Annotated in this window: 21 protein-coding genes and 1 tRNA gene; 9 read left to right on the top strand and 13 right to left on the bottom strand. The window is 61.5% G+C overall.

Annotation, left to right across the window (positions count from 1 at the left end):
• The 5 genes from QZZ60_RS04155 to xth form a co-directional block, all read left to right on the top strand.
• Positions 1–572 (top strand): ATP-binding protein (locus QZZ60_RS04155; RefSeq protein WP_295638209.1); only part of this gene is annotated, 572 nt, incomplete at its 5' end.
• Positions 569–2,245: an apolipoprotein N-acyltransferase gene (gene lnt, locus QZZ60_RS04150; protein WP_295638206.1), complete on the top strand. Its 1,677-nt coding sequence runs from the start codon at positions 569–571 to the stop codon at positions 2,243–2,245. The genes QZZ60_RS04155 and lnt, both read left to right, overlap by 4 nt.
• Before the next feature lie 61 nt (positions 2,246–2,306).
• A protein-coding gene (gene prfB, locus QZZ60_RS04145; RefSeq protein WP_295638203.1) for a peptide chain release factor 2 occupies positions 2,307–3,420 on the top strand; the annotation gives its coding sequence in 2 pieces (ribosomal slippage) (positions 2,307–2,381 and positions 2,383–3,420; 1,113 coding nt in all).
• 145 nt (positions 3,421–3,565) lie between these two features.
• Positions 3,566–3,841, top strand: coding sequence for an HU family DNA-binding protein (locus QZZ60_RS04140; protein ID WP_294447199.1), 276 nt, complete (start codon positions 3,566–3,568; stop codon positions 3,839–3,841).
• 345 nt (positions 3,842–4,186) lie between these two features.
• Positions 4,187–4,978 (top strand): exodeoxyribonuclease III, encoded by a 792-nt coding sequence (gene xth / locus QZZ60_RS04135; protein ID WP_295638200.1) that lies wholly within the window; start codon positions 4,187–4,189, stop codon positions 4,976–4,978.
• Between the two features lie 204 nt (positions 4,979–5,182).
• Here xth and QZZ60_RS04130 read toward each other — a convergent pair.
• Positions 5,183–5,258, bottom strand: a tRNA-His gene (locus QZZ60_RS04130).
• A 75-nt stretch (positions 5,259–5,333) separates the two neighbouring features.
• Between QZZ60_RS04130 and murA the strand changes: the two genes are divergently transcribed.
• Positions 5,334–6,596, top strand: coding sequence for a UDP-N-acetylglucosamine 1-carboxyvinyltransferase (gene murA, locus QZZ60_RS04125; RefSeq protein WP_295638197.1), 1,263 nt, complete (start codon positions 5,334–5,336; stop codon positions 6,594–6,596).
• Positions 6,597–6,893: 297 nt separating this feature from the next.
• On the top strand, positions 6,894–9,536 hold the full coding sequence (locus QZZ60_RS04120) for a ComEC/Rec2 family competence protein (protein WP_295638194.1): 2,643 nt from the start codon (positions 6,894–6,896) through the stop codon (positions 9,534–9,536).
• A gap of 458 nt (positions 9,537–9,994) precedes the next feature.
• Here the strand turns inward: QZZ60_RS04120 and QZZ60_RS04115 are convergent, their stop codons facing one another.
• From QZZ60_RS04115 to QZZ60_RS04060, 12 genes are all read right to left on the bottom strand, one after another.
• Positions 9,995–10,474, bottom strand: a complete 480-nt coding sequence (locus tag QZZ60_RS04115) for a HyaD/HybD family hydrogenase maturation endopeptidase (protein ID WP_295638191.1) — start codon at positions 10,472–10,474, stop codon at positions 9,995–9,997.
• Positions 10,475–10,852: 378 nt separating this feature from the next.
• Entirely contained in the window at positions 10,853–12,532 is a 1,680-nt protein-coding gene (locus QZZ60_RS04110; protein WP_295638188.1) for a nickel-dependent hydrogenase large subunit, read from the bottom strand.
• 14 nt (positions 12,533–12,546) lie between these two features.
• Positions 12,547–13,497 carry a hydrogenase small subunit gene (locus tag QZZ60_RS04105; protein ID WP_295638186.1) on the bottom strand — a complete coding sequence of 317 codons (951 nt, stop codon included), beginning with the start codon at positions 13,495–13,497 and terminating at the stop codon, positions 12,547–12,549.
• Between the two features lie 282 nt (positions 13,498–13,779).
• A complete protein-coding gene (locus QZZ60_RS04100; RefSeq protein WP_295638183.1) occupies positions 13,780–14,808 on the bottom strand; it encodes a glycosyltransferase family 9 protein in 1,029 nt (342 codons plus the stop codon).
• Positions 14,809–15,184: 376 nt separating this feature from the next.
• Positions 15,185–15,811 (bottom strand): uracil phosphoribosyltransferase, encoded by a 627-nt coding sequence (gene upp, locus QZZ60_RS04095; protein ID WP_295638181.1) that lies wholly within the window; start codon positions 15,809–15,811, stop codon positions 15,185–15,187.
• Between the two features lie 580 nt (positions 15,812–16,391).
• Entirely contained in the window at positions 16,392–17,570 is a 1,179-nt protein-coding gene (gene dsrP / locus QZZ60_RS04090; RefSeq protein WP_295638180.1) for a sulfate reduction electron transfer complex DsrMKJOP subunit DsrP, read from the bottom strand.
• Positions 17,571–17,579: 9 nt separating this feature from the next.
• A complete protein-coding gene (gene dsrO / locus QZZ60_RS04085) occupies positions 17,580–18,338 on the bottom strand; it encodes a sulfate reduction electron transfer complex DsrMKJOP subunit DsrO (protein ID WP_295638178.1) in 759 nt (252 codons plus the stop codon).
• On the bottom strand, positions 18,325–18,741 hold the full coding sequence (dsrJ, locus tag QZZ60_RS04080) for a sulfate reduction electron transfer complex DsrMKJOP subunit DsrJ (protein ID WP_295638177.1): 417 nt from the start codon (positions 18,739–18,741) through the stop codon (positions 18,325–18,327). Before dsrJ ends, dsrO begins: the two co-directional genes overlap by 14 nt.
• The gene (gene dsrK, locus QZZ60_RS04075; RefSeq protein ID WP_295638174.1) at positions 18,742–20,376 is read right to left on the bottom strand and encodes a sulfate reduction electron transfer complex DsrMKJOP subunit DsrK; all 1,635 of its coding nucleotides are present in this window, start codon (positions 20,374–20,376) and stop codon (positions 18,742–18,744) included.
• A gap of 13 nt (positions 20,377–20,389) precedes the next feature.
• Positions 20,390–21,403 (bottom strand): sulfate reduction electron transfer complex DsrMKJOP subunit DsrM, encoded by a 1,014-nt coding sequence (gene dsrM, locus QZZ60_RS04070; protein WP_295638172.1) that lies wholly within the window; start codon positions 21,401–21,403, stop codon positions 20,390–20,392.
• On the bottom strand, positions 21,400–21,966 hold the full coding sequence (locus QZZ60_RS04065; RefSeq protein ID WP_295638169.1) for an RsbRD N-terminal domain-containing protein: 567 nt from the start codon (positions 21,964–21,966) through the stop codon (positions 21,400–21,402). The genes dsrM and QZZ60_RS04065 overlap by 4 nt, the downstream gene beginning before the upstream one ends.
• 166 nt (positions 21,967–22,132) lie before the next feature.
• Complete coding sequence (locus tag QZZ60_RS04060; protein WP_295638167.1) at positions 22,133–23,170, bottom strand: hypothetical protein; 1,038 nt, start codon at positions 23,168–23,170, stop codon at positions 22,133–22,135.
• A gap of 458 nt (positions 23,171–23,628) precedes the next feature.
• Between QZZ60_RS04060 and lgt the strand changes: the two genes are divergently transcribed.
• The gene (gene lgt / locus QZZ60_RS04055; RefSeq protein WP_295638164.1) at positions 23,629–24,414 is read left to right on the top strand and encodes a prolipoprotein diacylglyceryl transferase; all 786 of its coding nucleotides are present in this window, start codon (positions 23,629–23,631) and stop codon (positions 24,412–24,414) included.
• Positions 24,411–25,796 carry a 5'-deoxyadenosine deaminase gene (locus QZZ60_RS04050; protein WP_295638160.1) on the top strand — a complete coding sequence of 462 codons (1,386 nt, stop codon included), beginning with the start codon at positions 24,411–24,413 and terminating at the stop codon, positions 25,794–25,796. The genes lgt and QZZ60_RS04050 overlap by 4 nt, the downstream gene beginning before the upstream one ends.
• Positions 25,797–25,956: the final 160 nt, after the last annotated feature.

The raw sequence follows: 25,956 nt of genomic DNA, 5'->3' as shown, positions 1-25,956 counted from the left end.
GTCAGCCGCTGGAGCAGGGAAGAGTGTTCATCTCCCGCGCAACCTACGCGGTTTCCTACCCCGCCGACTTCATGCTGCTTGCGGCCATGAATCCCTGTCCCTGCGGCTACCGCACCGATCCCCGTCATGAATGCACCTGCTCCGCGCAGGCCGTGGCCAGATACCGGGCGAAGCTTTCCGGGCCGCTTCTGGATCGCATCGACCTTCATGTGGAGGTCCCCGCCGTTTCCTATGAGGACATCCGGTCCGTGCAGAGCGGACCGTCGTCCGCCGAAGTGCGGGAGCGGGTCATTCGCGCGCGGCAGGTGCAGCGGGAGCGGTACCGGGGCACGAAGTGCCGCACCAACGCGGATCTGTCCGGCAGAATGCTCGACGAGTACTGCAGACTCGGACGGGAGGAACATGAGTTTCTGGGGAATGCCGTGAATGCCCTTGCGCTTTCCGCGAGGGCCTATACCCGCATTCTTCGTGTGGCGAGAACCATCGCCGATCTTGAAGGCGCGGCGGACCTTTCGCTCGCGCACATCGCGGAGGCCATAAGCTGCCGCGTGCTCGACAGGGGGCAGTCATGAACTTTTCCCTGCGGACCTGTGTCCTGCTTGTCGCGGCCGGTTCGCTGTCCGTTTTCCTGGGGACTCCCAATCCCGTGATCCATCTGCCGCTGATCATCCTGATCTACCCGGCGGTGATCTGTCTTGCCTCGCGCACGGCCGCGCCTTTCCGCACGGGCTGGTGTGCGGGGATTCCCGGAGCGGCGGCGGCGTTGTACTGGATCGCCGTGGCCGCACACATGTATGGGGACTTTCCCTGGGTTCTGGCGGCTCCGTGCTCCATTCTGCTCGGCATGTACGTGGCCTTGTGGGGCGGAATGTTCTCCTGGATCATGGCGCGGACGCTTTCGCTTTCCCCCTGGCGGCGCTGTGCGCTGGCGGGCGTTCTGTGGTTCCTGCTTGAGTGGACTCGCGGCTGGTTCGGCACCGGTTTTTCCTGGCTTACGCTTTCATCCGGTCTCGCGGCGTGGCCGGTGCTCATTCAGCCTCTGAGCCTGCTTGGTGAGTACGCCTATTCGGGCGTGCTGGCTGCGGCGGCCTGCATCGTCTGCGAGGGCATCATGCGCCTTTGCGCGAGGGGAGCTTGCAGAGGCGGAGCCCTGATGGTCGCCTGCGCCGCAGGTCTGCTTGTCAGTATTGCCGCATTCGGCGCGTGGCGTCTTTCCGTCATGCCGGAGAGACTTGCGGAAAAAAGCGTGCCCGTGACCGTCACGCTGGTGCAGGGGAGCGTGCGGCAGGACGTGAAGTGGTCGAAGGAATATCAGCAGCATACGCTTGAGCGCTATGTCCGCCTCAGCATGGACGGCGTGCGCGGGAACGTGACCGCTCTTGCCGGAGCGGAAAAGGCCCGGCCGTCTTCTGCGGATCTGGCCGCCTTCATGGGACGGTCGGCTCTTCCCGGAGACGTCACCGTCGCGCCGGCTCTTCCCGACTTCCTGCTCTGGCCGGAAACGGCCATGCCCTTTGCCTATCCCTCCGGTCCGCTTTCCGCCGCGCTCCGCGACTTCGTGCGGCAGCTCGGTCTTCCGCTTGTGTTCGGTGCGCCCGGCGTGGAGCGCCAGGCGGACGGAAAAACGCTCCTCTACAACCGTGCCTTTCTGCTCACGCCGCAGGGAGACCGCGGCCATTACGACAAGGAGCATCTCGTTCCCTTCGGCGAGTACCTCCCCCCCGTGCTGGACTGGGAGATATTCCAGAGTCTTCTTCAGGGACTCGGCGGATTCGAGCCCGGAACGCAGGAGATGCTTTTCCCTCTGAATCTTCAGGGCAGGGGCTCTCTGGACATGGGCATGCTCATCTGTTATGAGGCCATCTTTCCCGAACTGGCCCGCAAGCGGGTGGCGGAAGGCGCCGGACTTCTTCTGAACATCAGCAACGACGCCTGGTACGATTATACCTCCGCACCCATGCAGCATCTCCAGCTTGCGCTCATGCGGGCGGTGGAGGAGGGGCGCTATGTGGTGCGCGCCACCAACAGCGGCATCACGGCGGTTCTCGATCCTCTGGGCGGCATTCACGCCATGGGTTCGGAAGAGAACGAACACGCCCTCTTCGTGCCCGGCTCCCTTACGGGCACGGCGCTTGCCTTGCAGGGGCATACGCCTTACTTTTATCTTCATCCGTGGCTTCCTGCCGCGGGCCTCATTCTTCTGCTTCTGCTGGGCCTGCCCCTTGTGCGGCGCGGCCGCGCGTAGGACAGACCTGTTCCGACATTCTCCGCATCAGTGGACATACCGTAAGAAAAAGGACATCACCATGCTTCAGTTGGCCGAACTTCGTTCCCGCTGCCATACCCTTGCCGAACAATTCAATTCCCTCTGGGGGCGTCTTTGACCTGCCCACGCGGGAGGCGCGACTTCAGGAAATAGAAGGCATCATTTCGAGTCCCGATGCGTGGTCCGATCAGGAAAAGCTCACGCCCGTGCTCAGGGAAAAGAGCCGCCTTGAGGCTGAGGTGGCCCGTTTCCGCGAACTGAAGGCCAGCTACGATGAGATGGAGGAATGGCTCGATTTCGTTTCCGAAGGCGAGGAAGACGCGCTGGAAACGCTGAACGAGCAGGCCGATACGCTGGAAAAGCTGCTCACGGAAACGGAAATGACCGTGCTGCTCAGCGGCGAGTCCGATCACATGGACGCGCTTTTGGACATTCATCCCGGCGCGGGCGGCACCGAGGCCCAGGACTGGGCGGAAATGCTGGAACGCATGTATCTGCGCTGGGCGGAATCCCATCACGTCAAGGCCGAGATCGTGGACTTCCTGCCCGGTGAAGAAGCGGGCATCAAGGCCGTGACCATACGCCTTCAGGGAGAAAACGCCTACGGCCTGCTCAAGGGGGAAAAGGGCATTCATCGCCTCATCCGCATTTCTCCCTACGATGCCTCCGGCCGCAGGCACACGTCGTTCGCTTCCGTGGACCTCATTCCCTACGCGGGCGAAGTGTCCAACATCGAGATCAAGGAAAGCGATCTGCGCATCGACGTGTACCGCGCCTCCGGCGCGGGCGGCCAGCACGTCAACAAGACCGAGTCCGCCGTGCGCATCACCCACATTCCCACAGGCATCGTGGCGCAGTGTCAGAACGAGCGTTCGCAGCAGAGCAACAGGGAAAGCGCCATGCGCGTGCTCAAGGCCCGTCTGTACGCCTTTGAACAGAGCAAGCGCGATGCCGCCCGTCAGGCCGACTACGCCGGAAAGGATGCCATTGCCTTCGGCAGTCAGATCCGTACCTACACCCTGCAGCCGTATCGTCTGGTGAAGGATCACCGCACCGGTTCCGAGTGCGGCGACGTGGACGCCGTGCTCGACGGACGCATTGATTCTTTCCTGAGAGATTATCTTCTCTGGCAGCATGAGCGCTGTCACGGATAGGTGGCTGATTTCCCTTGCAAGGCAACGGATTTAGGGTTATAGATGTCTTACTTGACACTAAGTGAGCTTTCAGGGGAGAGCCCCCGCGCACAATAATCCTTCTCCCTGCCGGCAGGGCAGGTTAATACCGTATGACGGAGATGTCATGAACAAGAGTGAACTGATCAAGAATCTTGCCGAACAGTCCAATGTGTCGCTGGATGAAGCCACCCTTGTGGTCAATACCTTCGTGGACTGCATGAAGGAAGCACTTCTTGCGGGCGATCGCGTGGAGATCCGCGGTTTCGGCAGTTTCAAGGTTAAAGAATACGGTTCCTATGCCGGGCGCAACCCCCGTACCGGAGACCGCGTGGAAGTCAGCCCCAAGCGGCTGCCCTTCTTCCGGGCCGGCAAGGAACTCAAGGAATTCCTCAACGACTAGCGATATCTCCGGCATTTTGAGCGGATTTCAGAAGGCAGGTTCTCTGGACCTGCCTTTTTCATGGTCGAAAATCGACATCTCTGCGGGAAGCCGCCGCTTCGGTCGGAACGTCCGGCGAATGCCGGAGAAGTCCTCGGTCCGTGTCGCCCGGTGCGCGTGTCATCAGAAGCCGTGAAAACCTTTACCCTCATGCGGCTTCTGCGGGCTTTAGGCGTTTCCTTCGCGTTGCCGCAGGCGCTTCCGGGGCGCGGGAAGGGGGCGCGGCAGGAAGAGCGATGCGGCTTTTTTTCTTGAGATTGCGGGCATAGTCGCGTAGATTCTCCCAACGGAAGAAGGATGGGCAGTATGTCACTCATGCGTTTTGTGTCGTGGAACGTCAACGGCTTTCGCGCCGTCAGCAGAAAGTCGGACTGGGAATGGTTTTCCAGAACGCAGGCCGACGTGGTGGGGCTTCAGGAAACCAAGGCTTCTCCGGAGCAGATACCTGAGCAGCAGCGCGAGCCGGAAGGCTGGCATTCCTGGTGGTCTGCCTCCACGGTGAAGAAGGGGTACTCCGGCGTGGCGGTGTTCAGCCGCAGAGAGCCTCTCAACGTTGAGCATGAGCTCCCTGATCCCGATTATCACGGGGAAGGTCGCGTGCTGCATCTGGAATTTCCCGAACTGCATTTCTTCAACATCTACTTTCCCAACGGGGGAGAGGAGATATCGAAGGGCGTGTTCCGTCGCGTTCCGTACAAGATGGGCTTTTTCAACGCCTTTCTGGACTATGCGGAAGATCTGCGGCAGGACAAGCCCATCGTGGTATGCGGCGACTTCAACATTTCCCACAGGGACATCGATCTGGCGAGGCCCCGGGAAAATGAGAGCAACACCGGTTTTCTTCCCGAGGAGCGCGCCTGGATGGACGCGTTCGTGCAGGCCGGATATGTGGATACCTTCCGACTTGTGCACGGCGACGAGGCGGGTGCCTATACCTGGTGGTCGTACAAGACCCGCGCGCGGGAGCGCAACGTCGGGTGGCGGCTGGATTATTTCTTCGTTTCGTCCGAGCTTCGGAACAACGTCCGGGATGCGTGGATAGAAAACGACGTGTACGGTTCCGACCACTGTCCCGTGGGACTGGCGCTGGAGCTGTGAGCAAAGAGCGGCCTTTTCATGAGGCCGCGGAAGAACGGTCGTCTTTTTTCAAGATGGAAAAAGACGATCGGCAGGGGGCGAGGGGCGTGTCGAAAAACTTTCCGCGCGTTTCCGAGCCCGTTTCTTATGTGGAAAGGAACATGAGCGAAAACGGAAACAGGACGACGGGCACAAAAAAAGCCCCGATGAAATCGGGGCGAAATATGGGGCGAATAACAGGGTTTGAACCTGCGACCCCCTGGGCCACAACCAGGTGCTCTGCCAACTGAGCTATATTCGCCGTGCAGAAAGAGTTATTATTCAATTGCCGAAAAATAGTCAAGCGTTTTTTTGGCAATCTCTGCGGAGGAAGAGTTTGGACAGTTTCATCATAGAAGGCGGCGTGCCGCTCAGGGGCGTCATTGAAATCAGCGGATCCAAGAATGCCGCGCTTCCCATTCTCATGGCGTCCATTGCCGTGGACGACGAGGTCTCCTACGCCAACGTGCCCGATCTTCGGGACATTCATACCACCATCAAGCTGCTCAACATTCTGGGAAGAGAGGCTTCACTGGAAAATGGCGTGGTGCGGGTGAAGAACGGAACGCTCGGCAAGGAGGCTCCATACGATCTCGTGAAGACCATGCGCGCTTCCGTGCTCTGCCTCGGGCCGCTTCTGGCCCGTCTCGGCGAGGCCAAGGTGTCCCTGCCCGGCGGCTGCGCCATCGGTGCGCGTCCCGTGGATCAGCATCTTTCCGCCCTGGAAAAGATGGGTGCGGTGTTTGATCTGGAAAGCGGCTACATCCACGGCCGTTGTCCCGACGGGCTGCGGGGGGCCCACATCCGTTTCGACATGCCCACCGTGGGAGGAACGGAAAACGTGCTCATGGCCGCCAGCCTCGCCCGGGGAGAGACCGTGCTTGAAAACGTGGCCAGAGAGCCGGAAATAGTGGATCTGGCGAATTTTCTCATCAGGTGCGGCGCGCGCATTGAAGGGCAGGGGACGACCATGATCCGCGTGCAGGGCGTGGAGAGACTGCACGGCTGCTCCTATGCCGTCATGCCCGACCGCATCGAGGCGGGCACCTTCCTCATCGCCGCAGGGGTGACCGGAGGAGAGCTGCTGCTGAAGAACTGTCCCATACGCGACATGTCCGCCGTGGTGGACAAATTGCGCGCCGCGGGCATGATCATTGAAGAAACGCCGGAAGGCGTGCTGGCCCGCACGGGAGAGAACGGTCTTACGGGCGTGGACATCAGCACCCGTCCGCATCCAGGATTCCCCACGGACATGCAGGCGCAGTTCATGGTGCTCATGTGCTGCGCCCGGGGATCCGGTCTTGTGGAGGAAAACATTTTCGAGAACCGCTTCATGCACGTGCAGGAGCTCGTGCGCATGGGGGCGGACATCCATGTGACGGGATCTTCCGCCATGGTGCGCGGCGGTCGTCCTCTGACCGGCGCTCCCGTCATGGCTTCCGATCTGCGTGCGGGCGCGGCGCTGGTGCTGGCCGGTCTTGCGGCAGAGGGAGAGACAAGAGTGCAGCGAATCTATCATGTGGACAGAGGATACGAGCATCTTGAGGCGAAGCTTTCCGCCGTGGGTGCGCGCATCCGCCGCGTGAAGGATGCCGACTGATTCATTTCGGAATGTGAGGGCCGCCATGCGCGGCCTTCATCGTCCAGAAGCGCAGAGTCCGGGGAAGGACGTTTCCCGTCCTTCCCGAGCATGACGGACGATGAGCCCGGCGTTCGGCTGCGACGAGGGAGAGGGCCGGGGAAGGCGCGATGCTTTGAAGCGGAGAGCTCCTTTCCGTGCGGCCGGGCCGGGAGCGAGCAGGGGCAGCGCGGCAAAGGCGGATGCCCCTGCGACGATTCATGAGCAGAGCGTTTCAGCGCGGCTCCGGTACGGGAGAGCCGCTTTTCGAGTGTTGCCATGGCTGGTGTGCCGGAACTACCGTTGCTTCTTTTTCGCCAGAGGCTGATCCTTGCCGTTCTGGCCGGTTCCGTATCGATGCGCGATGCCGTGCTCGGCGTGGGCTTTTTTCTCCTTGTGCTGGTGATTCCCCGGAATCCCGGCTGGCGTCGGACGGCTCTTTTGCTTCTTTTCTTTCTGGTCGGCCTCGGCGTCACGAAGCTGTCCTCGCCAGAGGCTCCGGAATGCCCGTCGTGGGCGTCCGTGCCGCGGAAAAGCGTGCTTGTGGAAGCCGACGTGGACTCCGTCACGGGGCTCCCCGGAGGACGAGTCCGCGTACTGCTTGAAAACGTGCGTCCGCTGAAGGATGTTTCATCGCTGCCTGCCGGTGTGGAAAAGGCGGTACGGAAGGCTCTGGACCGCAAGGTGGACACGGGATTGTCCGGCGGGCGAAAGGGCTATGCCGGCTCCATTGTGGAGGATGAGACCTCACCTGTTCCCGGTCTTGTCAGCATGACGCTGTACGCCGACGACATGGAACACTGCGACAGGCCGGTTGCCGGGCAGCGGATGCGGGCGCTGGTGCGCCTTTATCCCTGCGTGGGCAGTGTGAACCCGGGTACCTCCGATCTGGGAATGTACTGGGCGGATCGCAACGTGTGGCACAATGCGCGGCTGAACAGAACTCGGACGGGACCGGTGTTCCTCGAGTTTTCCGGGGGAGAGGGCGTCCTGTTCCGTGCCGCGCTGATGCGGGAGCGATGGAGGAGTGCGCTGGAAGAGGCGCTTGCGGGCGACGGGGGAACGGCGGACGCCGCTCGAAACGTCGATGCATGGAGCGGGGAGAGCACGCTTGCCTGTTCGCAGGGGCGTGCCATGATTGCAGCTCTCCTTTTCGGTGATCGATCCGTGCTCACGCCGGAAACCGTGGATCGGTTCACCCGGGCGGGCCTTGTGCATTCCCTCGCGCTGTCCGGTCAGCATCTGGCGCTTGCCGCCATGGCTGGCGTGGCCTTCGTGTTTCTGCTTTCTCTTCTGCATCGCAGTCTTTTTCTTTCCTTGCCGCGCAGGGTGCTCGTCGTGTCGGCGGGGCTGCCGTTTGCGCTGGCCTATCTTTTTCTCGGCGGCGCGCCTTTTTCTCTTGTCCGGGCCGCCTGCATGATGCTGGCGGCGGCCGTGTTCGTGTGTCTGCGCCGGAGCGTGGCGCCGCTGGATGCGCTGTTTGCCGCCGCAGTGCTGCTTTTTCTCGGCTGGCCTGAAGTGGCCTTCGATCTTTCGGCACAGCTTTCCGTGCTTGCCGTGGCGGGCATACTGCTTTCTCTTCCGCTGACTTCGGCGCTGAGGCGGCGTTTTCCTCCCGCCAGGCCTTCTGAACGGACATGGCGGAACTTTCCGCATCGCTCGGCTTATGCCTTTCTTCGCTGGACAGGAACCATGCTCCTGCTTTCCTTCTCCGCACAGATGGCCGTGCTGCCGGTGCTCATCCATGTGTTCGGAGTGGTGAGTCTGAATGTATGGATGAATCTCGTATGGCTTCCGCCGCTCACCTTCATTACGCTGCCCGCCGCCGCACTCGGCCTGCTTGCTCTGCTGATTCTCGGTCCTCAGCCTGTTTCGGACCTGCTTTTCGCCGTGGCGGCATGGCCTGCCGATGCCATGACGGGCCTGCTTGACATCATGAACGGCGCGGGCTGGCTGCCGCTTGTCCAGTGCTTTCGTCCTTCCTCGCTGACGGCGCTGGGATACGGGGCTCTGTTTGTCGGCCTCATGCTGCTGGCCGGGGCCAGAGTGTGCGGGCATGGCGCGGGAAAGGCCACGCGCAGGCTCCTTCTGGCGGGAGTGGTGCTCATGCCGCTCGGTCAGATGCCCGTCTGGCTGGATGACGTTCAGGCCCGACAGGACGGTCGCGTTGCTCTGACCATGTTTGACGTGGGGCAGGGGCAGGCCGTGCTCATTGAGGTGCCGGAAGGTCGCGTGCTTGTGGACGGGGGAGGCGGTGCGTCGCCGTTTTTCGACTGCGGCCGCAGCATTCTTGCACCCGCGCTGACCTATCGGAGAATGCCGCGTCTCGACGCCGTGCTCGTAAGCCATACGGACATGGATCACGCAAGGGGACTGCGCTGGATTCTGGAGCATTTTGAGGTGGGCTGTCTTGTCTGGTCGTCCTTTTCCGCGGAGGACGATTCCGTCGACGGCAGGGCCTTGCGCGAAATGGCCCGCAGAAGAAGCATTCCCGAGAAAGTTCTTGAGCGGGGCGACGTGCTTTCGCTGGCAGGAAACGTGCATCTTGAGATCGTGTGGCCGGATGCCTCCGATCCCGGTTCGCTTCGGCCGGGAAAGAAGGTGTCGGGCAACGACGTCTCACTGGCCTTCCGGCTGATGCGTGGCGACAGAGCGCTGGCGCTTCTGTGCGGAGACATGACTTCTTCCGCCCTGAACCGTCTTGTGAAGAGCGGACAGAATCTGCAGGCTGATCTTCTTGTGCTGCCCCATCACGGGGCGGCATCGAGCTTTCAGCGGAAATTTATGATGCGGTGTCGCCTGCGGCGGTGCTCGCTTCGGCGGCGTCATACAACCATTACGGATTTCCCAGTCGGAAGGTGCGGGAGGAAATGGGGCGACGGGGCATCCCTCTTTACAGCACCACCATGCTCGGAGGCATGACCGTCACATGGACCGGGCCCAATGCCGTCATGCATCTGCCGGAACGCTGAGAGGGCGTGCGTGTCCTTTCAGAACGTTTTTTACGTTCAGCGGCCTTTTGAGCCGTGGAATGTTGAATTCTGAGTCAATGCATAGGATTTCTGAAAACGGAGAAGAGAAGGGCGGAGAGAGGCGTTGTTCGCCGGAATCTTGTCTTGTTTCGGAAGGATGGACGAGAAGACGGCCCATGCGGAGCGTTCACGGGGGAGAGCGGCGGAAGTCCGGGCATGGCGCTTCGGTTCGAGAGCCGCAGCCTGGGAAACGCTTCGGGCTTTGTCGCGTCTTCGGGTGATGGATGTCGGAAGCGGCTTTTGCGAAAGAGCCAGGAGCCGGTTTTGGGGGAAAGGGGATGAAAAAAGGCCGCGTTTGCCCATGAAGGCAGAACGCGGCCGGAAAAGTCGTCGGACGGAGAACGGGGATCAGCGTTCGGCTATGTTCATGCCCAGGTCCTTCAGTTCGTCCACGAGTCTCTGCGCGAGCTCGGGCACGGATTTTCGACACACGGGCGAGAGGCCGAGTTCCATGGTGTTGTAGTCGGCAGGCTCCATGCCGAAGACCACGCCTTTCGGCCGGTGGCCGAGAATGTCGCAGTAAATGAGCGTGTCCACAAGATCGGTCTGATGCAGCGAGTCGCGGAAGCTCATGCTTTTTCTGAGGTCTTCGTCCGTGAGCCGGTAGATGCTGCCCGGAGCGTCGCCGCCGAGCACGGCGTCGAGCACATAGACGCGGTCGCACTGCAAAAGCGCGTCCATGAGTCCCATGCCCAGCGTGCCGCCGTCCACAAGCGTGACGTTTTCGGGAAAGACATAGTGCTGCTGCAGCCATTCGAGGGTGCGCACGCCTATGCCTTCATCAGTGAAGAGAATGTTGCCTACGCCGAGAATGAGAATGCGTTCCATAATGCTCTCGGAAGGGGCAAAAGCGCAGCGGGCGCTTCTGCGTGAACAAGGCGTCGTCCGAAGGCGACTGCCGGAAAAGTTGTGAAGCCCTCGGCCTTGTGTCTTCACGAGAGGGAAGAGCGGGGCAAGGCGTTCATGGGCGGAGGTACGCGTCGTTTTGCCGAAGGGGCGTCCGCCCGTGCCGCGGGACGAAGCGCTTCGGAGGCGTTCCGTTTTTTTGAGGGGGAGAATCCGCGGGAGGGGTTCTGAAAACGCGCATGGAAGCGTTTCGCGAAGCGCGCTTTTCATCGATGCGCCGACATTCCGACAGTTCGCCGGAGGTCGGGCCATGAAAAAAGGGGGAGGATGAAGCATCCTCCCCCTTCGCTTCAGCGTGCGTTACAGGACCTTGAAGTTATAGCCCTGATTGGTGCGGCCGTCGATGACGTGCACGCCGCAGGCGATGCACGGGTCGAAGGAGTGCACGGTACGCAGGATTTCCACGGGGCGCTTGGGATCGGCCACGGGCGTGCCCACGAGAGCCGCTTCCACGGCGGAGAGCTTGCCTTCGGCGCAGCGCGGACCGAGGTTCCAGGTGGAGGGCACCACGAGCTGGAAGTTGGCGATCTTGCCGTTTTCGATGACCAGCCAGTGCGACAGGCCGCCGCGGGGCGCGTGAACGAAGCCCACGCCTTCGGCATTCTTGGGCACTTCGGTGTTGATGCAGATCTTGTTGTCGCCCTTAGCAATGTTGTCTTCAAGCTGCTGGAGCCATTCGCCGATGCCGTTCGCGACGACCACGGCTTCCACGCCGCGGGCGGCGGTGCGGCCGAGGGTGGAGAACAGCGCTTCGGGACCAACGTTCAGGGCCTTCAGCACCGTGTTCACGGTGGAGGTCACGAGCTTGTCGCCCTGGGCGTAGGAAATGAGCATCTGGGCGAGAGGACCGGTTTCCACGGCATGGCCGTCGTAGCGCGGGGCCTTCATCCAGGAGTAGCGGTCGGTGTCGCCCAGTCTGGTGAAGCGCGGATCGGTCACGCCCTGATAGGGGGCGCGGGCCTCGTCGCCTTCAAACCAGCTGTGGCGGACGTGCTCGGAAATCTTTGAGGGATCGAAGGGCAGCACGGTGCTGAGATCGCGGTTGTAGATGACGCCGGGCTTGAGCCAGCGGGTGGTCAGATCGCGTTCCTTGCCCGGGAATTCGCCGAAGTCCATGTAGTCGGAAACGCCGCCGCCGATGGAGGCCCAGTCCTTGTAGGCTCCTGCCACGAGCAGCAGGTCGGGAATGTACACCTGCTCCACGAAGGCGCGGGCCTTCTGATAGAGTGCCTTGAACTGGGCGATGGTGTCGGGACGCAGGGCGTTGTAGCAGGTGACGCCGCCTGCGATGAGGAACTGCGGATGGGGGTTCTTGGCACCGAACACGGCCGTGGCACGGGCGATTTCCACCTGAACGCGCAGGGCTTCCAGATAGTGGGCCGTGGCCACGAGGTTGGCTTCGGGATCCAGGTAGTAGGAAGGATGCCCGCCGAGGAAGTAGGCATTGGTGAAGGGGCCGAGCTGACCGCTTTCCACAAGGGCCTTCACCTTGGCCTGCACGGCGCGCAGTTCGTCTTCGCTCGTGGGACGGGGCGAGATGGAGGCGTTCAGCTTGGCGGCCTTGGCCGGATCGGCCTGAAGCGCCGCGGCAACGTCCACGAAGTCGAGGGCGTGAAGGTGATAGAAGTGCACCACGTGGTCGTGCAGGTTCTGCATGCCCAGCACCAGATTGCGGATCAGCGTGGCGTTCACGGGGATTTCAATCTGCATGGCGTCTTCCAGCGCACGGGTGGACGCCAGAGAGTGGGTGTAGGTGCACACGCCGCAGGTGCGGCCGGTGAAGAACTGGGCGTCGCGGGGATCGCGGCCCTTCAATATGGTTTCCAGACCGCGGAACAGCGTGGAGCAGCTTCGCGCGTCCTTGACCCTGCCGTTTTCGACTTCCACCTCGATGCGGAGATGGCCCTCGATGCGGGTGAGCGGGTCCACCACGATGGGCCCGGTATAGGAACTCTGGGGAGTGGTTTTTGCTTCGCTCATGGTGGCATTACTCGCTAGTTTTCATAGAAGGGGGTCAGCTTGTCCCAGAAGTTCGGTTCGGAACAGCCGATGCAGGGATGTCCGGCGGCCACGGGCCAGTTCACGTCGTTGAACAGGGCCTTGGGGCAGTTGTTGTAGGTCACCGGTCCCTTGCAGCCGAGCTTGTAGAGGCACCAGCCCTTGCGGGCTTCCTCGGAATCGAAGGAGGGAGCGAATTCGCCGGCTTCAAAGTGGGGAAGGCGTTCGCACAGTTCGTGCACCGTATGGCCGTAGAAGGCCAGAGGACGATTCAGCTTGTCGAGATCCAGCTTCACGCCGGAGAGCACGGCGGCAATGGTGCCGATGAGGTTCAGCGGGTTCGGCGGGCAGCCGGGAACGTTGATGGCCTTGATGCCGAGGTCTGCGAAGCAGTCGTTCACGCCCTTGCAGCCGGAAGGGTTGGGAGCGGCCGAAGGAATGCCGCCGAAGCAGGCGCAGGTGCCGTAGGAAATGACGGCCTTTGCGCCGGGCAGCACTTCCTTGTTGATGGCGTACATGGTACGGCCGCCGATGGTGCCGTACAGACCGTCCATGGCGGTGGGGATGGCGCCTTCCACGACGCACACGTATCCGTTGGGATTCTTCATGGCCTGATGAAGGGCGTCTTCCGCGGCCTCACCGGCGGCAGCCATGATGGTTTCCTGATAGTCGAGGGAAATGGTGTCGAGAATGAGCTCGTCGATGAAGGGCTTGCTGGCGCGCAGGAGCGCTTCCGTGCAGCCCGTGCATTCCGCATCGTGCAGATAGATGACGGCGGGACGCGAGGCGGACGTGAGAGCCTTGGCCATGGCGGGAGCAAACGCGGGCCCCATGCCCATGGCCACAGCCACAGTGGAACAGAATTTCAGAAAGTCGCGGCGCGATACGCCCCGTTTTTCAAGGCGTTCTTCCGCGCCTTCTTTCCCCAGACCAATGGAGATTTGCATAAGGCCCTCCTGGCGCTGATAGACAGGACTTTTCCGCGAAGGCTTCCATGGCGGGCGGGAAGGTCGCGGCTTTTGCCGATAAAAGAACAAGTCATGCGCTGACGCATGAGCTTCTTCTGATATTACTTTATACCCCACTTTAGCATCAGAGGCGGGGCAGGTCAACCGAAGAGAATCTTTTTATCGAAGAAATGATATAAAAATCACATGGTTCCGCCTGTCATCCGACATGGTCGGCAAGTGCGGGAGATGACAGTCTTTTTCCTTGAGGCCTTGTTCGGTCTACGCAAGCATGTCTTTCAGTTCTTCGAGCATTCTTTCGGGTGTGATGCCCATGATGCAGGCGTTGCCTTCAGGGCAGGAGCCCGAGCCGTGCAGCGAGCAGGGACGGCAGGGCATGGAAAGCTGCACCACGCGATCCTTCTCCCCGGAGGGGAAGAAGCCCCATTCCCGGCATGTGGGGCCGAACATGGCAAGGGCCGGCGTGTCCACGGCAGTGGCGACGTGCATGGGACCGGAATCTCCGGTGACGAGCACGTCGGCGGCGGCGATGAGGGCGCACAGCTCGCGCAGCGCCGTTTTGTTGACGAAGCTGCGTGATTCCTCTTCTTCGGGAAGACCTTCGCCCTGGCCTACCCAGAAATAGCCTATGCCCGCCTCGCTGAGCATGGCGGCAAAGCGCAGCCATACGTCCATGGGCCAGCTTTTGGCCTCGTGCGTGGCAAAGGGGTGCAGCGCCACGAGCGGCTCGCCTTCAGCGTGAAGAGGGGCGAGAAGTTCCCCGGCGCGTATCTTTTCGTCCTGCGTGAGAAAGATGCGGGGCCTGAGCTGACCGGCGGAAGGTACGTCCTTCTTGTCGTAGAGGCCCGTGGCGTAGCGCTGCGGAACGTTGTAGCGGCGCAGTTCCTCCCCGAAGAAGCGCCCCTTGCTCCACAGGAAGATGCGGCGGGCCAGCGACATCTTGTTGTAGCAGATGATGGCGTCGCGCCAGATGCGCGCCAGCATGGCGGAACGAAGATTGCGGTGCAGGTCGAGCAGGGGCGAGTCGCGGTATTTTTCCATGAGGCCGCGGAAGTTCATGGCCTGCGTCTGACCGTGCAGGTCGTTTTCGTCGAAGCCGATGACGTTGAGCACGGCGGGATTGTGGTAGAATATCGGCTCGAAGGCTTCTTTGGTGATGACGGTGAACATGGTTCCGTGCTTTTCGTGCCAGTCGAGAAGAACGCCCGTGGTGAGCACCACGTCGCCCATGGAGCTGAAGCGCACGGCCACCATGTGCTTGTTGCTTATTCTGGAAGAGTAGCGTGCCATGTTGACCTGCCTGTGAAGTTTGACTTCCGTCGACGCATGAAGGCGGTCGGCGGGAACTTTCTGCGTGACGCGTAAAGGAGATTCTGCCCCGGACGGGGCGGGAAGCGGTGTCTTTCTTTGTAATTGCCGGAATCGGAGGCGTCAACCGTGCTTCGTGCGAGAGGAAGGGGCCCTCTTCCGGCTGCGTCGCGGGCGTGTGCGGTGCAGCAGAAACGACAGGAGGAGTGCCGCTTCATGCGGCGCAGTCCTGGGAGAGGCATGAAAAAGCCCGGAAGGCGGAACCTTCCGGGCTTGAGCGGCTCATTTTTTGTTTTCCGCAGGGAAGCGGGGGAGAAGGGGACGCGGAATGTTCCGCCCCGGCTCTCCGTCCGGCGCGTTACTTCGTGCCGAAGATGCGGTCGCCGGCGTCGCCGAGACCGGGAATGATGTAGCCGTTTTCGTTGAGGTGATCGTCAAGGGCGGCGGCGTAGATTTCCACGTCCGGGTGCTTGTCGAGCACGGCCTTCACGCCTTCGGGTGCGGCCACGAGGTTGAGGGAGCATATCTGCCTGCATCCCTCCTTCTTGAGCACGTCGATGGCGGCGATGAGGGAACCGCCGGTGGCCAGCATGGGATCGAGAATGATGGCCACGCGCTGGTCGATGCGGCGGGCCAGCTTCTTGTAGTATTCCACGGGTTCCAGCGTCTCTTCATTGCGGTACATGCCGAGCACGCTGATTTTCGCGCCGGGCACCATGTCGAGCACGCCGTCCATGAGGCCGAGACCCGCGCGCAGTATGGGCACGATGGTGATCATCTTGCCCGCGAGATAGTCCACTTCCACCTGGCCTGCCCAGCCCTTGACCATTTTCTTTTCCGTGGGAAGGTTCTTCGTGGCCTCATAGGTGAGCAGCCGGGCCACTTCCTTGGCCAGCATGCGGAATTCGCTGGTGGAAGTGCTTTCCTTGCGGAGCAGGCCGAGCTTGTGGCGGATGAGCGGATGGTCGACGATATGAAAAGGCATGGCAGGAGTCCTTTGTTGAAGGGGCGCGGATGCGCAGGGTAGATAGATGATGATGACGTTATAGCCGTGGGGCCCCGTGCCCGTCAAGGCGGCCTTTTTTTCGTCTTTTTGGAAAAGGATGCGTTGCGGCGCAGGGGCGGCGGCCTTGTTCCCGTGTTTTTCACAGTAACAAGAAGCTGGCGAGGGGGGGGCTTTTTCGGCGGAGGCCCTGCGGCAGGGGGAGCGTCTTCGCTCATGCCGTCCCCTGGGAAGACGTCAGGATGGCATGAGGGGGAGAATGCGCGCGGTGTCTGGGACAGGGCGGCTTTGCGGACTGAGAAGGAAAGCAGGCAAGGGGCGTTTCGGAACGCGCAGGATCCGAAGGCCTCCTTTCCGCATCGGGTTGCGCTCGACGTGCAGGATAGGCGGCGTCGTTCTTCACGGGCGTCGGGCGGAAGGTGCAAGGCAGGCCCTTTTTGTGCGGGAGTTTTCGGGGGCCGGTCTTCACCCGCGGGATGCCCGTTCACGAAAAAGCCCGGACGGCGAACCGTCCGGGCTTTCATGATCGTGCATGAGGCTGCCGGAAGATCCGGCGGACCCGCTATTCGGCGAGTTCGAAGGGTTCGCCGCCTTCGCGCTTCATTTCAATGGCGATCTTCCACAGCAGGGTGACCACGAGGGCGCCCACGGCGAAGATGCCGAGGCCGATGGAGACTTCCCAGAAGGTGGGGGTGTAGACTTCATAGGTCTCATAGGGAGTGGGGGCGAAGCCGCCGATGAGCAGGCCGAGGCCCTTGTCGATCCAGGAGGCGATGACGAGCATGACGAGCGCCCAGGGCAGGATCTTCATGTTGTTGCGGAACTTGGGAATGGCCAGAAGGAAGATGCTCGCGAAGGCGAACACCACGGCGACCCACATCCAGCCGTTCAGCCACACGTCGAGTCCTTCATGTCCGTTGAAGATGAAGGTGATGGGATGCTGATGACCGGGAATGCCGCTGTAGAAGGCGGTGAACAGTTCGAGCACGTAGAAGAACATATTCAGGCCCATGGCGTAGGCGATGGTGATGGACAGGGACTTCACCACGGCCTTGCCGGGATCGAAGCCGGTGAGGCGCTTCAGGAGCAGCAGGGCGAGCAGCAGGATGGAAGGACCGGCGCAGAAGGCGGAAGCCAGGAAGCGGGCGGCCATGATGGCGGACAGCCAGTAGTGGCGGCCGGGAAGACCGGCGTACAGGAAGGCCGTGACGGTGTGGATGGAGAAGGCCCAGAAGATGGAGATGACCACGAGCACCTTCACCCAGCGGGGCACGGCGACGTGACGGCTTTCATGCTCGAGCGAGGTCCAGCCGATGACGGCGTTGAGCAGCAGATAGCCGCACAGAACCGTGGCGTCCCAGAACATGACCGAGTTCGGCGTGGGATGCAGGATGATGTTCAGCACGCGCTGCGGCTGGCCCATGTCGACCACGATGAAGAGCATGCACATGATGACCGCGCCGATGGCGAGGAATTCTGCGAACACGATCACGCGGTGATAGGGGTGATAGTGATGGAAGGTGGCGGGGAGCACCAGCATCACGGCCGCGGCGGCCACGCCCACCAGATAGGTGAACTGGGCGATGTAGAAGCCCCACGAGGTGTTGCGGGTAAGACCGGTCATCTGAAGGCCGTAGATGAGCTGGAACACATAGACGATGAAGGCATAGCCTATGATGGCCAGCAGGAAGATCAGCCACAGATAGTACTTGGGAGAACCCTTGAGAACTTTTTCAACCATGGTTCCCTCCTAGATGATGTAATAGACGCCGGGATCGGTGCCCAGATCGGGCTTGCGGCGTATGCTGAAGTTCTTGGCGAGGACACGACGGACGATGGAGTTCGGGTCGTTGAGGTCGCCGAACATGATGGCGCCGTTGGAAGCCTCGACACAGGCGGGCATGAGTCCCTTTTCCAGCCGTTCGGCGCAGAAGGTGCACTTTTCCACCACGCCGCGCATGCGGGTGGGATAGGCGGGATTCAGGTCCTTGATGAAGGGACGGGGATCCTGGAAGTTGAAGCTTCTGGAGCCGTAGGGGCAGGCGGCCATGCAGAAGCGGCAGCCCACGCAGCGGTGATAGTCGATGGCCACGAGGCCGTCACCGGTCTTGTAGGTGGCGCCGGCGGGGCAGACACGCACGCAGGAGGGATTGGTGCAGTGGTTGCACAGCAGGAAGAAACGACGGTTCTCGATGTTTTCGGGAAGCATCGGAGTGGGGTCGTTGGCAAAGGCGTGTTCAAAGGTGTCGTCCCAGATCCACTTCACTTCGTGTTTGCCGGGAATGGTGGGCACGTTGTGAGCCTTGTGGCAGGCTTCCACGATGGGGCGCATGTCTTCCACCGTCTGAATGCGGCGGGTGTCGATGACCATGGCCCAGCGCTTGGCCTTCAGACCCTCGGGATAGGCTTCATAGGAGGCCTCGGCCGCTTCCGCACGGGCCGCGCCTGCGGCGAGGGCGAAGGTGGACAGGCCTGCGACCTTGAGAAAATAACGTCTACTCGAATTCATGATTGTTCCCCTGGGGTACGACGTGGCAGTCCCAGCAGTACGGGTTCACGCTGTTGGCGTTGTGGCACTTGTCGCAGAATTCGGCCTTGTTGCTGTGGCAGGCCATGCAGGTGTTCTGCAGACTGGTTTCCCATTTCTTGCCGTCGGAAGCGACGTAGATGCGCTTTCCTTCGCGCAGAGCCTGGTCGCGCCACTCGAGGAGGAGTTCCATGTGATTGGCGGCCATCCATTCCCTCGGTTCGATGCACTGGGTGCGCTCTTCGCCGAAGAACTTGACGGGTTCCGTGGGGAGCTCCACCTTGACCGCTTCGTGATCGGAAGAAAGCATATTGATCCAGAAGGGCGCGGTGAACAGCCCGGCGAACACGATGATGCCGGGTATGACGAATTTTGCGTTGTACATTTATGCTTCCTCCGAGGCGGCGGGGTCTTCATCGGGGAAGGGCAGATCTTCCTGACGCAGGTCCATGGTGCGGGGAATTTCGCCCTTCATCACCAGAGCGTTGGCCACAAGTTCGTGCAGGCCGCTGACCGTGACGCCGGGAACCCAGTAGTCCACGAGCGGAGGCAGAGCCGCGCGGTCGAGGGCGCACACGCAGCCCATCCAGTTCACGCCCTTGGTGTCGTGCACGTAACGCAGGGCGTTGGCACGGGGGAAGCCGCCGCGCAGGCGCTGATCCATGATTTCCTCGGCGTTCAGGCCGGAACCGGAACCGCAGCAGAAGGTTTCTTCACGGATGGTGTGCTCGGGCATTTCCACGAAGTTGTTGCAGACGTGCCTGAGAATGTAGCGGGGCTCTTCCAGAAGGCCCATGGCGCGCGCCGGGTTGCAGGAGTCGTGCCAGGTGGTGATGATGTGGTTGTTGCGCTCGGGGCGCAGGTTGAGCTTGTTGTGCTTGATGAGGTCGGCCGTGAATTCGGCGATGTGCACCATCTTGGTGGCGGCGGCGTTCTTGAACACCGTGCCGGTGATGGGGGAAACGGGCACTTCCATGTTCGGGGGAGTGGGACCGTTGTAGGTGGCCATGTACTGGTTCACCACGCGCCACATGTGGCCGCATTCGCCGCCGAGAATCCACTTGACGCCGAGACGTTCGGCTTCCGCGTACATCTTGGCGTTCAGCTTCTTGGCCACGTCGAAGGAGACGAAGGAACCGAAGTTGCCGCCTTCGGAGGCGTAGGTGGAAAGCGTGTAGTCGAGACCGATTTCATGGAACAGCATGAGGTAGCCCATGAAGGTGTAGATGCCGGGGTCGGCGAAGTAGTCGCCCGAGGGGGTGATGAAGATGACTTCATGGCCCTTTTCGTTCCACGGCGGATCCACGCGGATGCCGGTGATGGTCTCGATGTCGTCGCAGAGGAATTCCACGATTTCACGCATGGAATGGGGCTGGACGCCGAGGTGGTTGCCGGTGCGGTTGCAGTCGTTGACCGAGTTCATGATCCAGTGGATGCCGAGACCGAGGTCGAGCAGCATCTGGCGCACGATGACCGTGATTTCCGCGGTGTCGATGCCGTAGGGGCAGAACAGGGAGCAGCGGCGGCACTCGGTGCACTGGTAGAAGTAGATGAACCACTCCTTGATGACGTCCTTGTCGAGCTTGCGGGCACCGGCGAACTTGCCGAGCAGACGTCCTGCGGTGGTGAAGTCCTTGCGGTACACGGAGCGCAGAAGCTCGGCGCGCAGCACGGGCATGTTCTTGGGATCGTTGGTGCCGAGGAAGAAGTGGCACTTGTCGGCGCAGGCGCCGCAACGCACGCAGCAGTCCATGAACACCTTGAGGGAACGATGCTTGTTCAGCGCGTCCTGCAGGGAGTTGTGGAGAATCTGCTCCCAGTTTTCGGGCAGTTCCCAGTCCTCGTTGTCGGGAGCCCAGTCATGGGCGTTCTCGAAGCCGAGGCCTTTCAGTATTTCCGTCTTGGCGGGATAGCAGAAGCTGCCGGGATGAAAATCCGGCTTGGTGTCCATCCATCCCTCTTTGGGGAAGGAAGCGGGCGTGGCCGCCAGCAATTCTTCGGGTGTGGGCATTTTTGCCATGACCAGTAACTCCTTAGGCTTCCGTCTTGGGTTCAGGCTGCTTTTCTACAGGGATGCCGGCCTCAACCATGGCTTCACGGAAATCATCTTCATATTCGGCGTAGGTGTGATAATTCTTGGGAGGATTCCAGGGGTTCACATGCCGTTCTTCGCGGGTGTTGCACTTCATGTTGCGGGTGGGGCTCATGAAGACGCCGCCCATGTGCATGAGCTTCGAGAAGGGGAAGTAGATGAGAAGCGCGCTCACCAGCGTCACATGGATGAAGAAGATGGAGCCGATGCCGGAAGGATCGACGGGCTGCAGCGTGGCGAGGCCCATGATGACTTCCTTCACCTGATTGATGTCCACCTTGGAGATGTAGCGCATGCAGATGCCGGAACCGGCAATGGCGATGAGCAAAAACAGCGCGAAGTAGTCGGCAGGCAGCGAGATGTAGCGGAGCTTTTCCGTGCACACGCGGCGCAGCAGCAGGAAGGCGAGAGCGCCGAGAATGAAGGCGTCGGTCAGGTAGAAGCGGGGAGCGCCCACCTGGAACACGCCGTCCACGAATTCGATGACGGCAATGCACGTGGGCACCGGGTCAAGGAAGAAGCGGGAGTGGCGGATGATGATCACGAGCATGCTGTAGTGGAACAGCAGGGCGAACACCCACAGCCACTTGTTGGAAAAATAGGTGATGCGCGGCGTTCCGTCGATGGTGGTGCGTTCCGCACGCGTGTTGCGGAACAGCGACCGGAAGGCGAACACCTCGAGGATCATGCGGCCGATGACGGCGGGCGTGGTCCACGGACATTCGAGACGGTTGGGCTTGATCCAGTCCAGAGAACGCTGCTGGCCCGCCACTGTGGGAATGGCGAACGGTACGGGCGATTTAGCCCAGCGGACGATCTTCCAGATGAAGCCGATGATGAACACAGCACCCGCTACCAGCGGCAAGATCACGCCGAGCAGATACTGCAGGCCAAGTGCTGACCCCGCCCATCCTATGAGAAGGATGAGCAGAGTGGCCGCAAATGCGATGGTCATTCCTCTACCCCTCGATTTTCAGTTTCAGGAGCAGATTCCGCCTGCTCCCTCCGAAGCTTGGCCAGCCGAATCACCTGCGACTGACTTCGCTTTACTTCCTCCACTCTGATTCTGAACACGCGTTCCCGCGCGTCGGAGTACATATCGAGCGCGAGAAGGCCCAGGGTGTCGAGCCTGGACTCCACGTCGAGGTACGCCTTCAGAATCTCAGGGCCGGAGTTTTCCGGCTTCAGACATTCGGGCAGCACTTCGCTGCGCAGTATTTCCTTGAGCAGGTATAGCGCCCCCACGGCCTTGGAGGGGGGCATGTCCTGCACGGCGCGTACCCAGATGAGATCGTGAAGGGCCTGCTTCACGATGTCGGGTTCCGTATCCATGCCTATGACCGCGTCGAAGAGCACGGAAGCCGAGCGGCGCGTCGTCTCTCCCACGGGATTGGCGAAGCGGTCGCGGCTTGTCCGCATGAAACCCTTGCTGTCAAGAGGATAGCTGGCAAAGAATCGGTTGACCCAGCGATCTACCAGCGCCTCGCGCCGATTGCTGCACAGTTCTGCGATGTCCATGTATGCCTGCGTGAATAATGGTGAAAAGCTGCAGCCGAAAAATGGCCGCTAATTTTGCAGAGGTTAGCTTAAGTTTTAGCGGGAGACAAGTCGGCATTATTGCTGATTGAGGCCGTTTTCCCTGCAATGTCGATGGATTGAAAAAAAATGAGAGAGATTGCGGCCTTTACTGAATCATGCCGCTTGTGTCGATGAGAGAGCCGGAAGAAGGAAGCACCGGAGGTTCTTCGCAGGGCGTTTCGCTCTCTCCGTCACAGAAGCCGGCCACGCCGAGTCCGGGAATGTCCGTCAGGATTGCGTCGCTTGCGGATGCCCCGGCGTGACTTTCCTGCGCCGGGACGGGCCCGGGTTCGGCAAGGAAGGCGGGCAGTCCCCTGAATTCCACGAAGGGCAGCCGGTCGGAGCCTGCGGCCAGCACGTGCGCGTGATTGCGCCACAGCCTGAACTGCAGAAGCAGCATGCCGGGTCTGAGCAGGCCGAGCCGGAAGGAGGCGTCGCCTTCAAAGGCTTCGCCCTCGGGCACGGACTGCCGGGCTTCGGAAACGGCCTGCACGAGCGGCAGGCCCCTTTCCAGCCTTTCAGTCATGCCGGCGATGATCCAGATGTCCCTCGTGTCCTCGGGCACGGGGTACCAGGCGGCGTTTTCAAGCTCGTCGGCGCGGGAGAGCAGCGTCCGGCAGGCGGGACAGCTCGGAGAGAAATAGACCTCCACGGAGGAGGCTTCCTGCGCGGGGAGGGGCGTCCACGGGTCGGCGAGATCGCGGGCGACGCCGCCGAGATCGACGACGAGAAGCACGAACCAGAGAACGGCGAGCGAGGAGCGTTCCCTTCGTACCGGCATGGAGGCGGCGCGGAAGGCAAGAAACGTCACGGCGATGAGCGTTCCGACGATGAGGCAGTTCACGCAGGGGGCCGTGAAGAGCATGACGCAAAGCAGTACGGCGTCTGCGGCGAGGGCCAGCGCGGCAAGAACGTGCGCCGCGCGACAGAGGCGGAGCAGGGCGAGCGCGAGAAGGGCGGAAAACAGTGCGATTCCGGCCTGCCAGAGGGAAATCCCTGCCAGGCGGAAATCCTGGAACAGCGTGCAGCCGTCGGTCAGGCAGAGGGCCCGGCCTCCGGTGAAGAACACCCACAGGCAGAAAAGAAGGCCCGCGAGGCTTGCCGCGGCCGCGGCGGAAGGAAAGGGACGAGCGCTTTTGAGCATGACGGCTCCTTGATCTTTTTCTTCGGAAGTAGCGTAGACATGGGGCATCGTAAAGCGTTTTCTGCCTGTTTTTTTTGACGGAGCTTTCTGCCGTCGTCCCGGTGTCCGCAGCGGATGCGGACAGGGCGGGAGCGGAACGGACATGATTTTTTCCGTCGGTCAGGCTGCCTGAAGGAAGAACTCGGGTGCCGCCTTCTGGAGGAGTCCGCGCGTTTTCGAAACCGATCCGTGCCGCCCGGATTCCCGGGCGGGTGAAATCGTTCCGCACAACGGAAGGCTTCGCCTTGAAGAACCGTGCTTCGGCAGAAGACGCGTCCTGTCCCGGGAGCGCGGGGAGACGCAGCCGGGAAGCGGGGCGGGGAGACGACGGCCATCCCCGTGCCGGAAACGAAGGAAATGGACGGGCTCTGGTCTGTCCCTTTCTTTTATGGTAAGGAGCCCGGAACAAGGAGAATGAGATGCAATATCCTTCCATAGATCCCGTGGCGCTTTCCGTCGGGCCCCTTCAGCTTCACTGGTACGGCCTCATGTACGTGTTCGCCTTTCTGGCGGGCTGGCTTCTCGGCCGGTTCCGCGCGTCCCGGCCGTGGTCGAAGTGGACGGCGGCCATGGTGGACGACTTCGTGACCTGGGCCATGCTCGGCGTCATTCTCGGCGCGCGTCTCGGCTACGTGATCTTTTACGATCTTTCCGCCTATCTGGCCGATCCTCTGGAAATTTTCCGCGTCTGGAACGGCGGCATGTCGTTCCACGGAGGTCTCGTGGGCGTGGTGACGGCCTGCTGGCTGTGGGGTCGGAAAAACGGCGTGAGCCTTCTGGACATGCTGGACTTCGTGGCGCCCCTCGTGCCCACAGGACTTTTTTTCGGACGCATGGGCAATTTCATCAACGCCGAGCTCTGGGGAAAGGTGACGGAATGTTCCTTCGGCATGATATTCCCGGGGGCCGGGCCTCTTCCGCGGCATCCTTCCCAGCTTTACGAAGCCGGTCTTGAGGGACTGCTCACCTTCATCGTTTTGTGGATCTATTCCTCGCGGCCCCGTCCCCGCGGCGCGGTGGCCGGGCTCTTCGGCGTGCTCTATGCGGTGAGCCGCATTTTCGTGGAGTTCTTCCGCGTGCCGGATGCCCAGCTCGGCTATCTTTTCGCAGGCTGGGTCACCATGGGGCAGATTCTCTGTCTGCCGCTGCTTGCGGCAGGACTGTGGCTCATGATCCGCGCGTATCATAAGGGGGATGCCGCATGAAGACGCTGCTTTGCGACGGACTCGTCATTACCATGGACAGCGAGCGGCGCGTGCTGAGGGCCGACATTCTGGTGGTGGACGACCGCATTGCCGCCGTGACGCCCCGCAAATCCGATGCGCCCCGGCCGTGCGCCGGCACGGCGGAAGACGGCACGGACGTGGTGGACCTTCACGGCATGACCGTGATTCCCGGGCTCGTGCAGGCGCACATGCACGTCACGCAGGCGCTTTTTCGCGGCCTGTGCGACGATCTTGCCCTCATGGAATGGCTGCGCGAGCGCACCTGGCCCATGGAAGCTTCGCACACCATGGAAAGCAACGCCGCCTCGGCGCGGCTTGCCGCCATGGAGCTCATCCGCAGCGGCACGACCTCGCTCATCGACATGGGAACCACCCTGCATGAGGACGCCGTCTTCGAGGTCATGGACGAAACCGGCCTGCGCGGTCTCTTCGGCAAGTGCATGATGGATCTGGGCGACGATCTGCCCTCCGTCATGCGTGAGGAGCCTTCCGCCTGCATCCGCGAGACGGAGCGGCTCATCCGCCGCTGGCACATGGCGGAAAACGGACGTCTGCGCTACGCCGTGGCCCCGCGCTTCGTGCCGTCGTGTTCGGAGGCTCTGCTTGCCTCGGCGCGGGACCTTGCCAGGCAGAACGGTCTGCGCCTGCATACCCACGCTTCGGAGAATCTCGGAGAGATCGCCCTCGTGGAAGCGCGCTGCCATGAGCGCAACGTGCGTTACCTCGACCGCATCGGCTACACGGGCGACGACGTGGTTCTTGCGCACTGCATCTGGCTCGACGACGAGGAAAAGCGCATCCTTGCGGATACCGGCACCCATGTGGTGCACTGTCCGTCGTCCAATACCAAGATGTCCTCCGGCATCGCGCCGGTGGAGGAACTTCGGGCCATGGGAGCAGACGTGGCTCTCGGGCTCGACGGCGCGCACGACCACATGGACGGACTCATGGAAGTGAGACAGGCCTCCATACTCCAGAAGGCGCTCACCCATGACCCGAAGGCCATGCCCGCCATGGCGGCGCTGGAAATCGCCACGCTGGGAGGCGCCTCCGCCATGGGACAGGCCGACGAGCTCGGAAGCCTGGAGCCCGGGAAGAAGGCCGACCTTGCGGTGCTCGACATGGACAGACCCCATTCGCTTCCCGCCTGGGGGCGCGACCCCGTTCAACGAGTCGTTTATCAGGCCACGCGCGAGAATGTGGTCCACACCATGGTGGACGGACGCTTCCTGTACCGCGACGGAAAGTTCCGCACTCTCGATCCTGTGCGGGTGCTTGCGGATGCGGAACGGTGCTGCGCCGCCGTGATGAAGCGGGGAAACCTTGCTCCCGTTTCCTCGTTCTTCTGCACGGAGAGCTGATCGCCGTCGCCGCGACGGGCAGAGGTCGACTCGCAGGGAAAAACGGGCGATATTTCATGAAATATTTTATGTGACCGTTTGCCCAAAGTGAAGAACCTGCATATCTCATTGAAAAAAAAGAAAAAAGGGGGGTACTTTTTCTCCTTTTTTGATAGGGTGA

It is taken from the genome of uncultured Mailhella sp., assembly GCF_905187505.1.
Classification (GTDB): domain Bacteria; phylum Desulfobacterota; class Desulfovibrionia; order Desulfovibrionales; family Desulfovibrionaceae; genus Mailhella.
The sequence above is the reverse complement of the archived record's forward strand: the minus strand, read 5'-3'. Positions and strand labels throughout refer to the sequence as shown.

Excerpts from the sequence above, each read along its gene's own strand:
- QZZ60_RS04105 (WP_295638186.1), bottom strand. The coding sequence starts at position 13,497 with ATGCAAATCTCCATTGGTCTGGGGAAAGAAGGCGCGGAAGAACGCCTT.
- QZZ60_RS04110 (WP_295638188.1), bottom strand. The coding sequence starts at position 12,532 with ATGAGCGAAGCAAAAACCACTCCCCAGAGTTCCTATACCGGGCCCATC.
- QZZ60_RS04140 (WP_294447199.1), top strand. The coding sequence starts at position 3,566 with ATGAACAAGAGTGAACTGATCAAGAATCTTGCCGAACAGTCCAATGTG.
- QZZ60_RS04050 (WP_295638160.1), top strand. The coding sequence starts at position 24,411 with ATGAAGACGCTGCTTTGCGACGGACTCGTCATTACCATGGACAGCGAG.
- dsrK (WP_295638174.1), bottom strand. The coding sequence starts at position 20,376 with ATGGCAAAAATGCCCACACCCGAAGAATTGCTGGCGGCCACGCCCGCT.
- dsrO (WP_295638178.1), bottom strand. The coding sequence starts at position 18,338 with ATGAATTCGAGTAGACGTTATTTTCTCAAGGTCGCAGGCCTGTCCACC.
- xth (WP_295638200.1), top strand. The coding sequence starts at position 4,187 with ATGTCACTCATGCGTTTTGTGTCGTGGAACGTCAACGGCTTTCGCGCC.
- dsrM (WP_295638172.1), bottom strand. The coding sequence starts at position 21,403 with ATGACCATCGCATTTGCGGCCACTCTGCTCATCCTTCTCATAGGATGG.
- upp (WP_295638181.1), bottom strand. The coding sequence starts at position 15,811 with ATGCCTTTTCATATCGTCGACCATCCGCTCATCCGCCACAAGCTCGGC.
- QZZ60_RS04120 (WP_295638194.1), top strand. The coding sequence starts at position 6,894 with ATGGCTGGTGTGCCGGAACTACCGTTGCTTCTTTTTCGCCAGAGGCTG.
- QZZ60_RS04065 (WP_295638169.1), bottom strand. The coding sequence starts at position 21,966 with ATGGACATCGCAGAACTGTGCAGCAATCGGCGCGAGGCGCTGGTAGAT.
- lnt (WP_295638206.1), top strand. The coding sequence starts at position 569 with ATGAACTTTTCCCTGCGGACCTGTGTCCTGCTTGTCGCGGCCGGTTCG.
- QZZ60_RS04115 (WP_295638191.1), bottom strand. The coding sequence starts at position 10,474 with ATGGAACGCATTCTCATTCTCGGCGTAGGCAACATTCTCTTCACTGAT.
- QZZ60_RS04060 (WP_295638167.1), bottom strand. The coding sequence starts at position 23,170 with ATGCTCAAAAGCGCTCGTCCCTTTCCTTCCGCCGCGGCCGCGGCAAGC.
- dsrJ (WP_295638177.1), bottom strand. The coding sequence starts at position 18,741 with ATGTACAACGCAAAATTCGTCATACCCGGCATCATCGTGTTCGCCGGG.
- QZZ60_RS04100 (WP_295638183.1), bottom strand. The coding sequence starts at position 14,808 with ATGGCACGCTACTCTTCCAGAATAAGCAACAAGCACATGGTGGCCGTG.
- lgt (WP_295638164.1), top strand. The coding sequence starts at position 23,629 with ATGCAATATCCTTCCATAGATCCCGTGGCGCTTTCCGTCGGGCCCCTT.
- dsrP (WP_295638180.1), bottom strand. The coding sequence starts at position 17,570 with ATGGTTGAAAAAGTTCTCAAGGGTTCTCCCAAGTACTATCTGTGGCTG.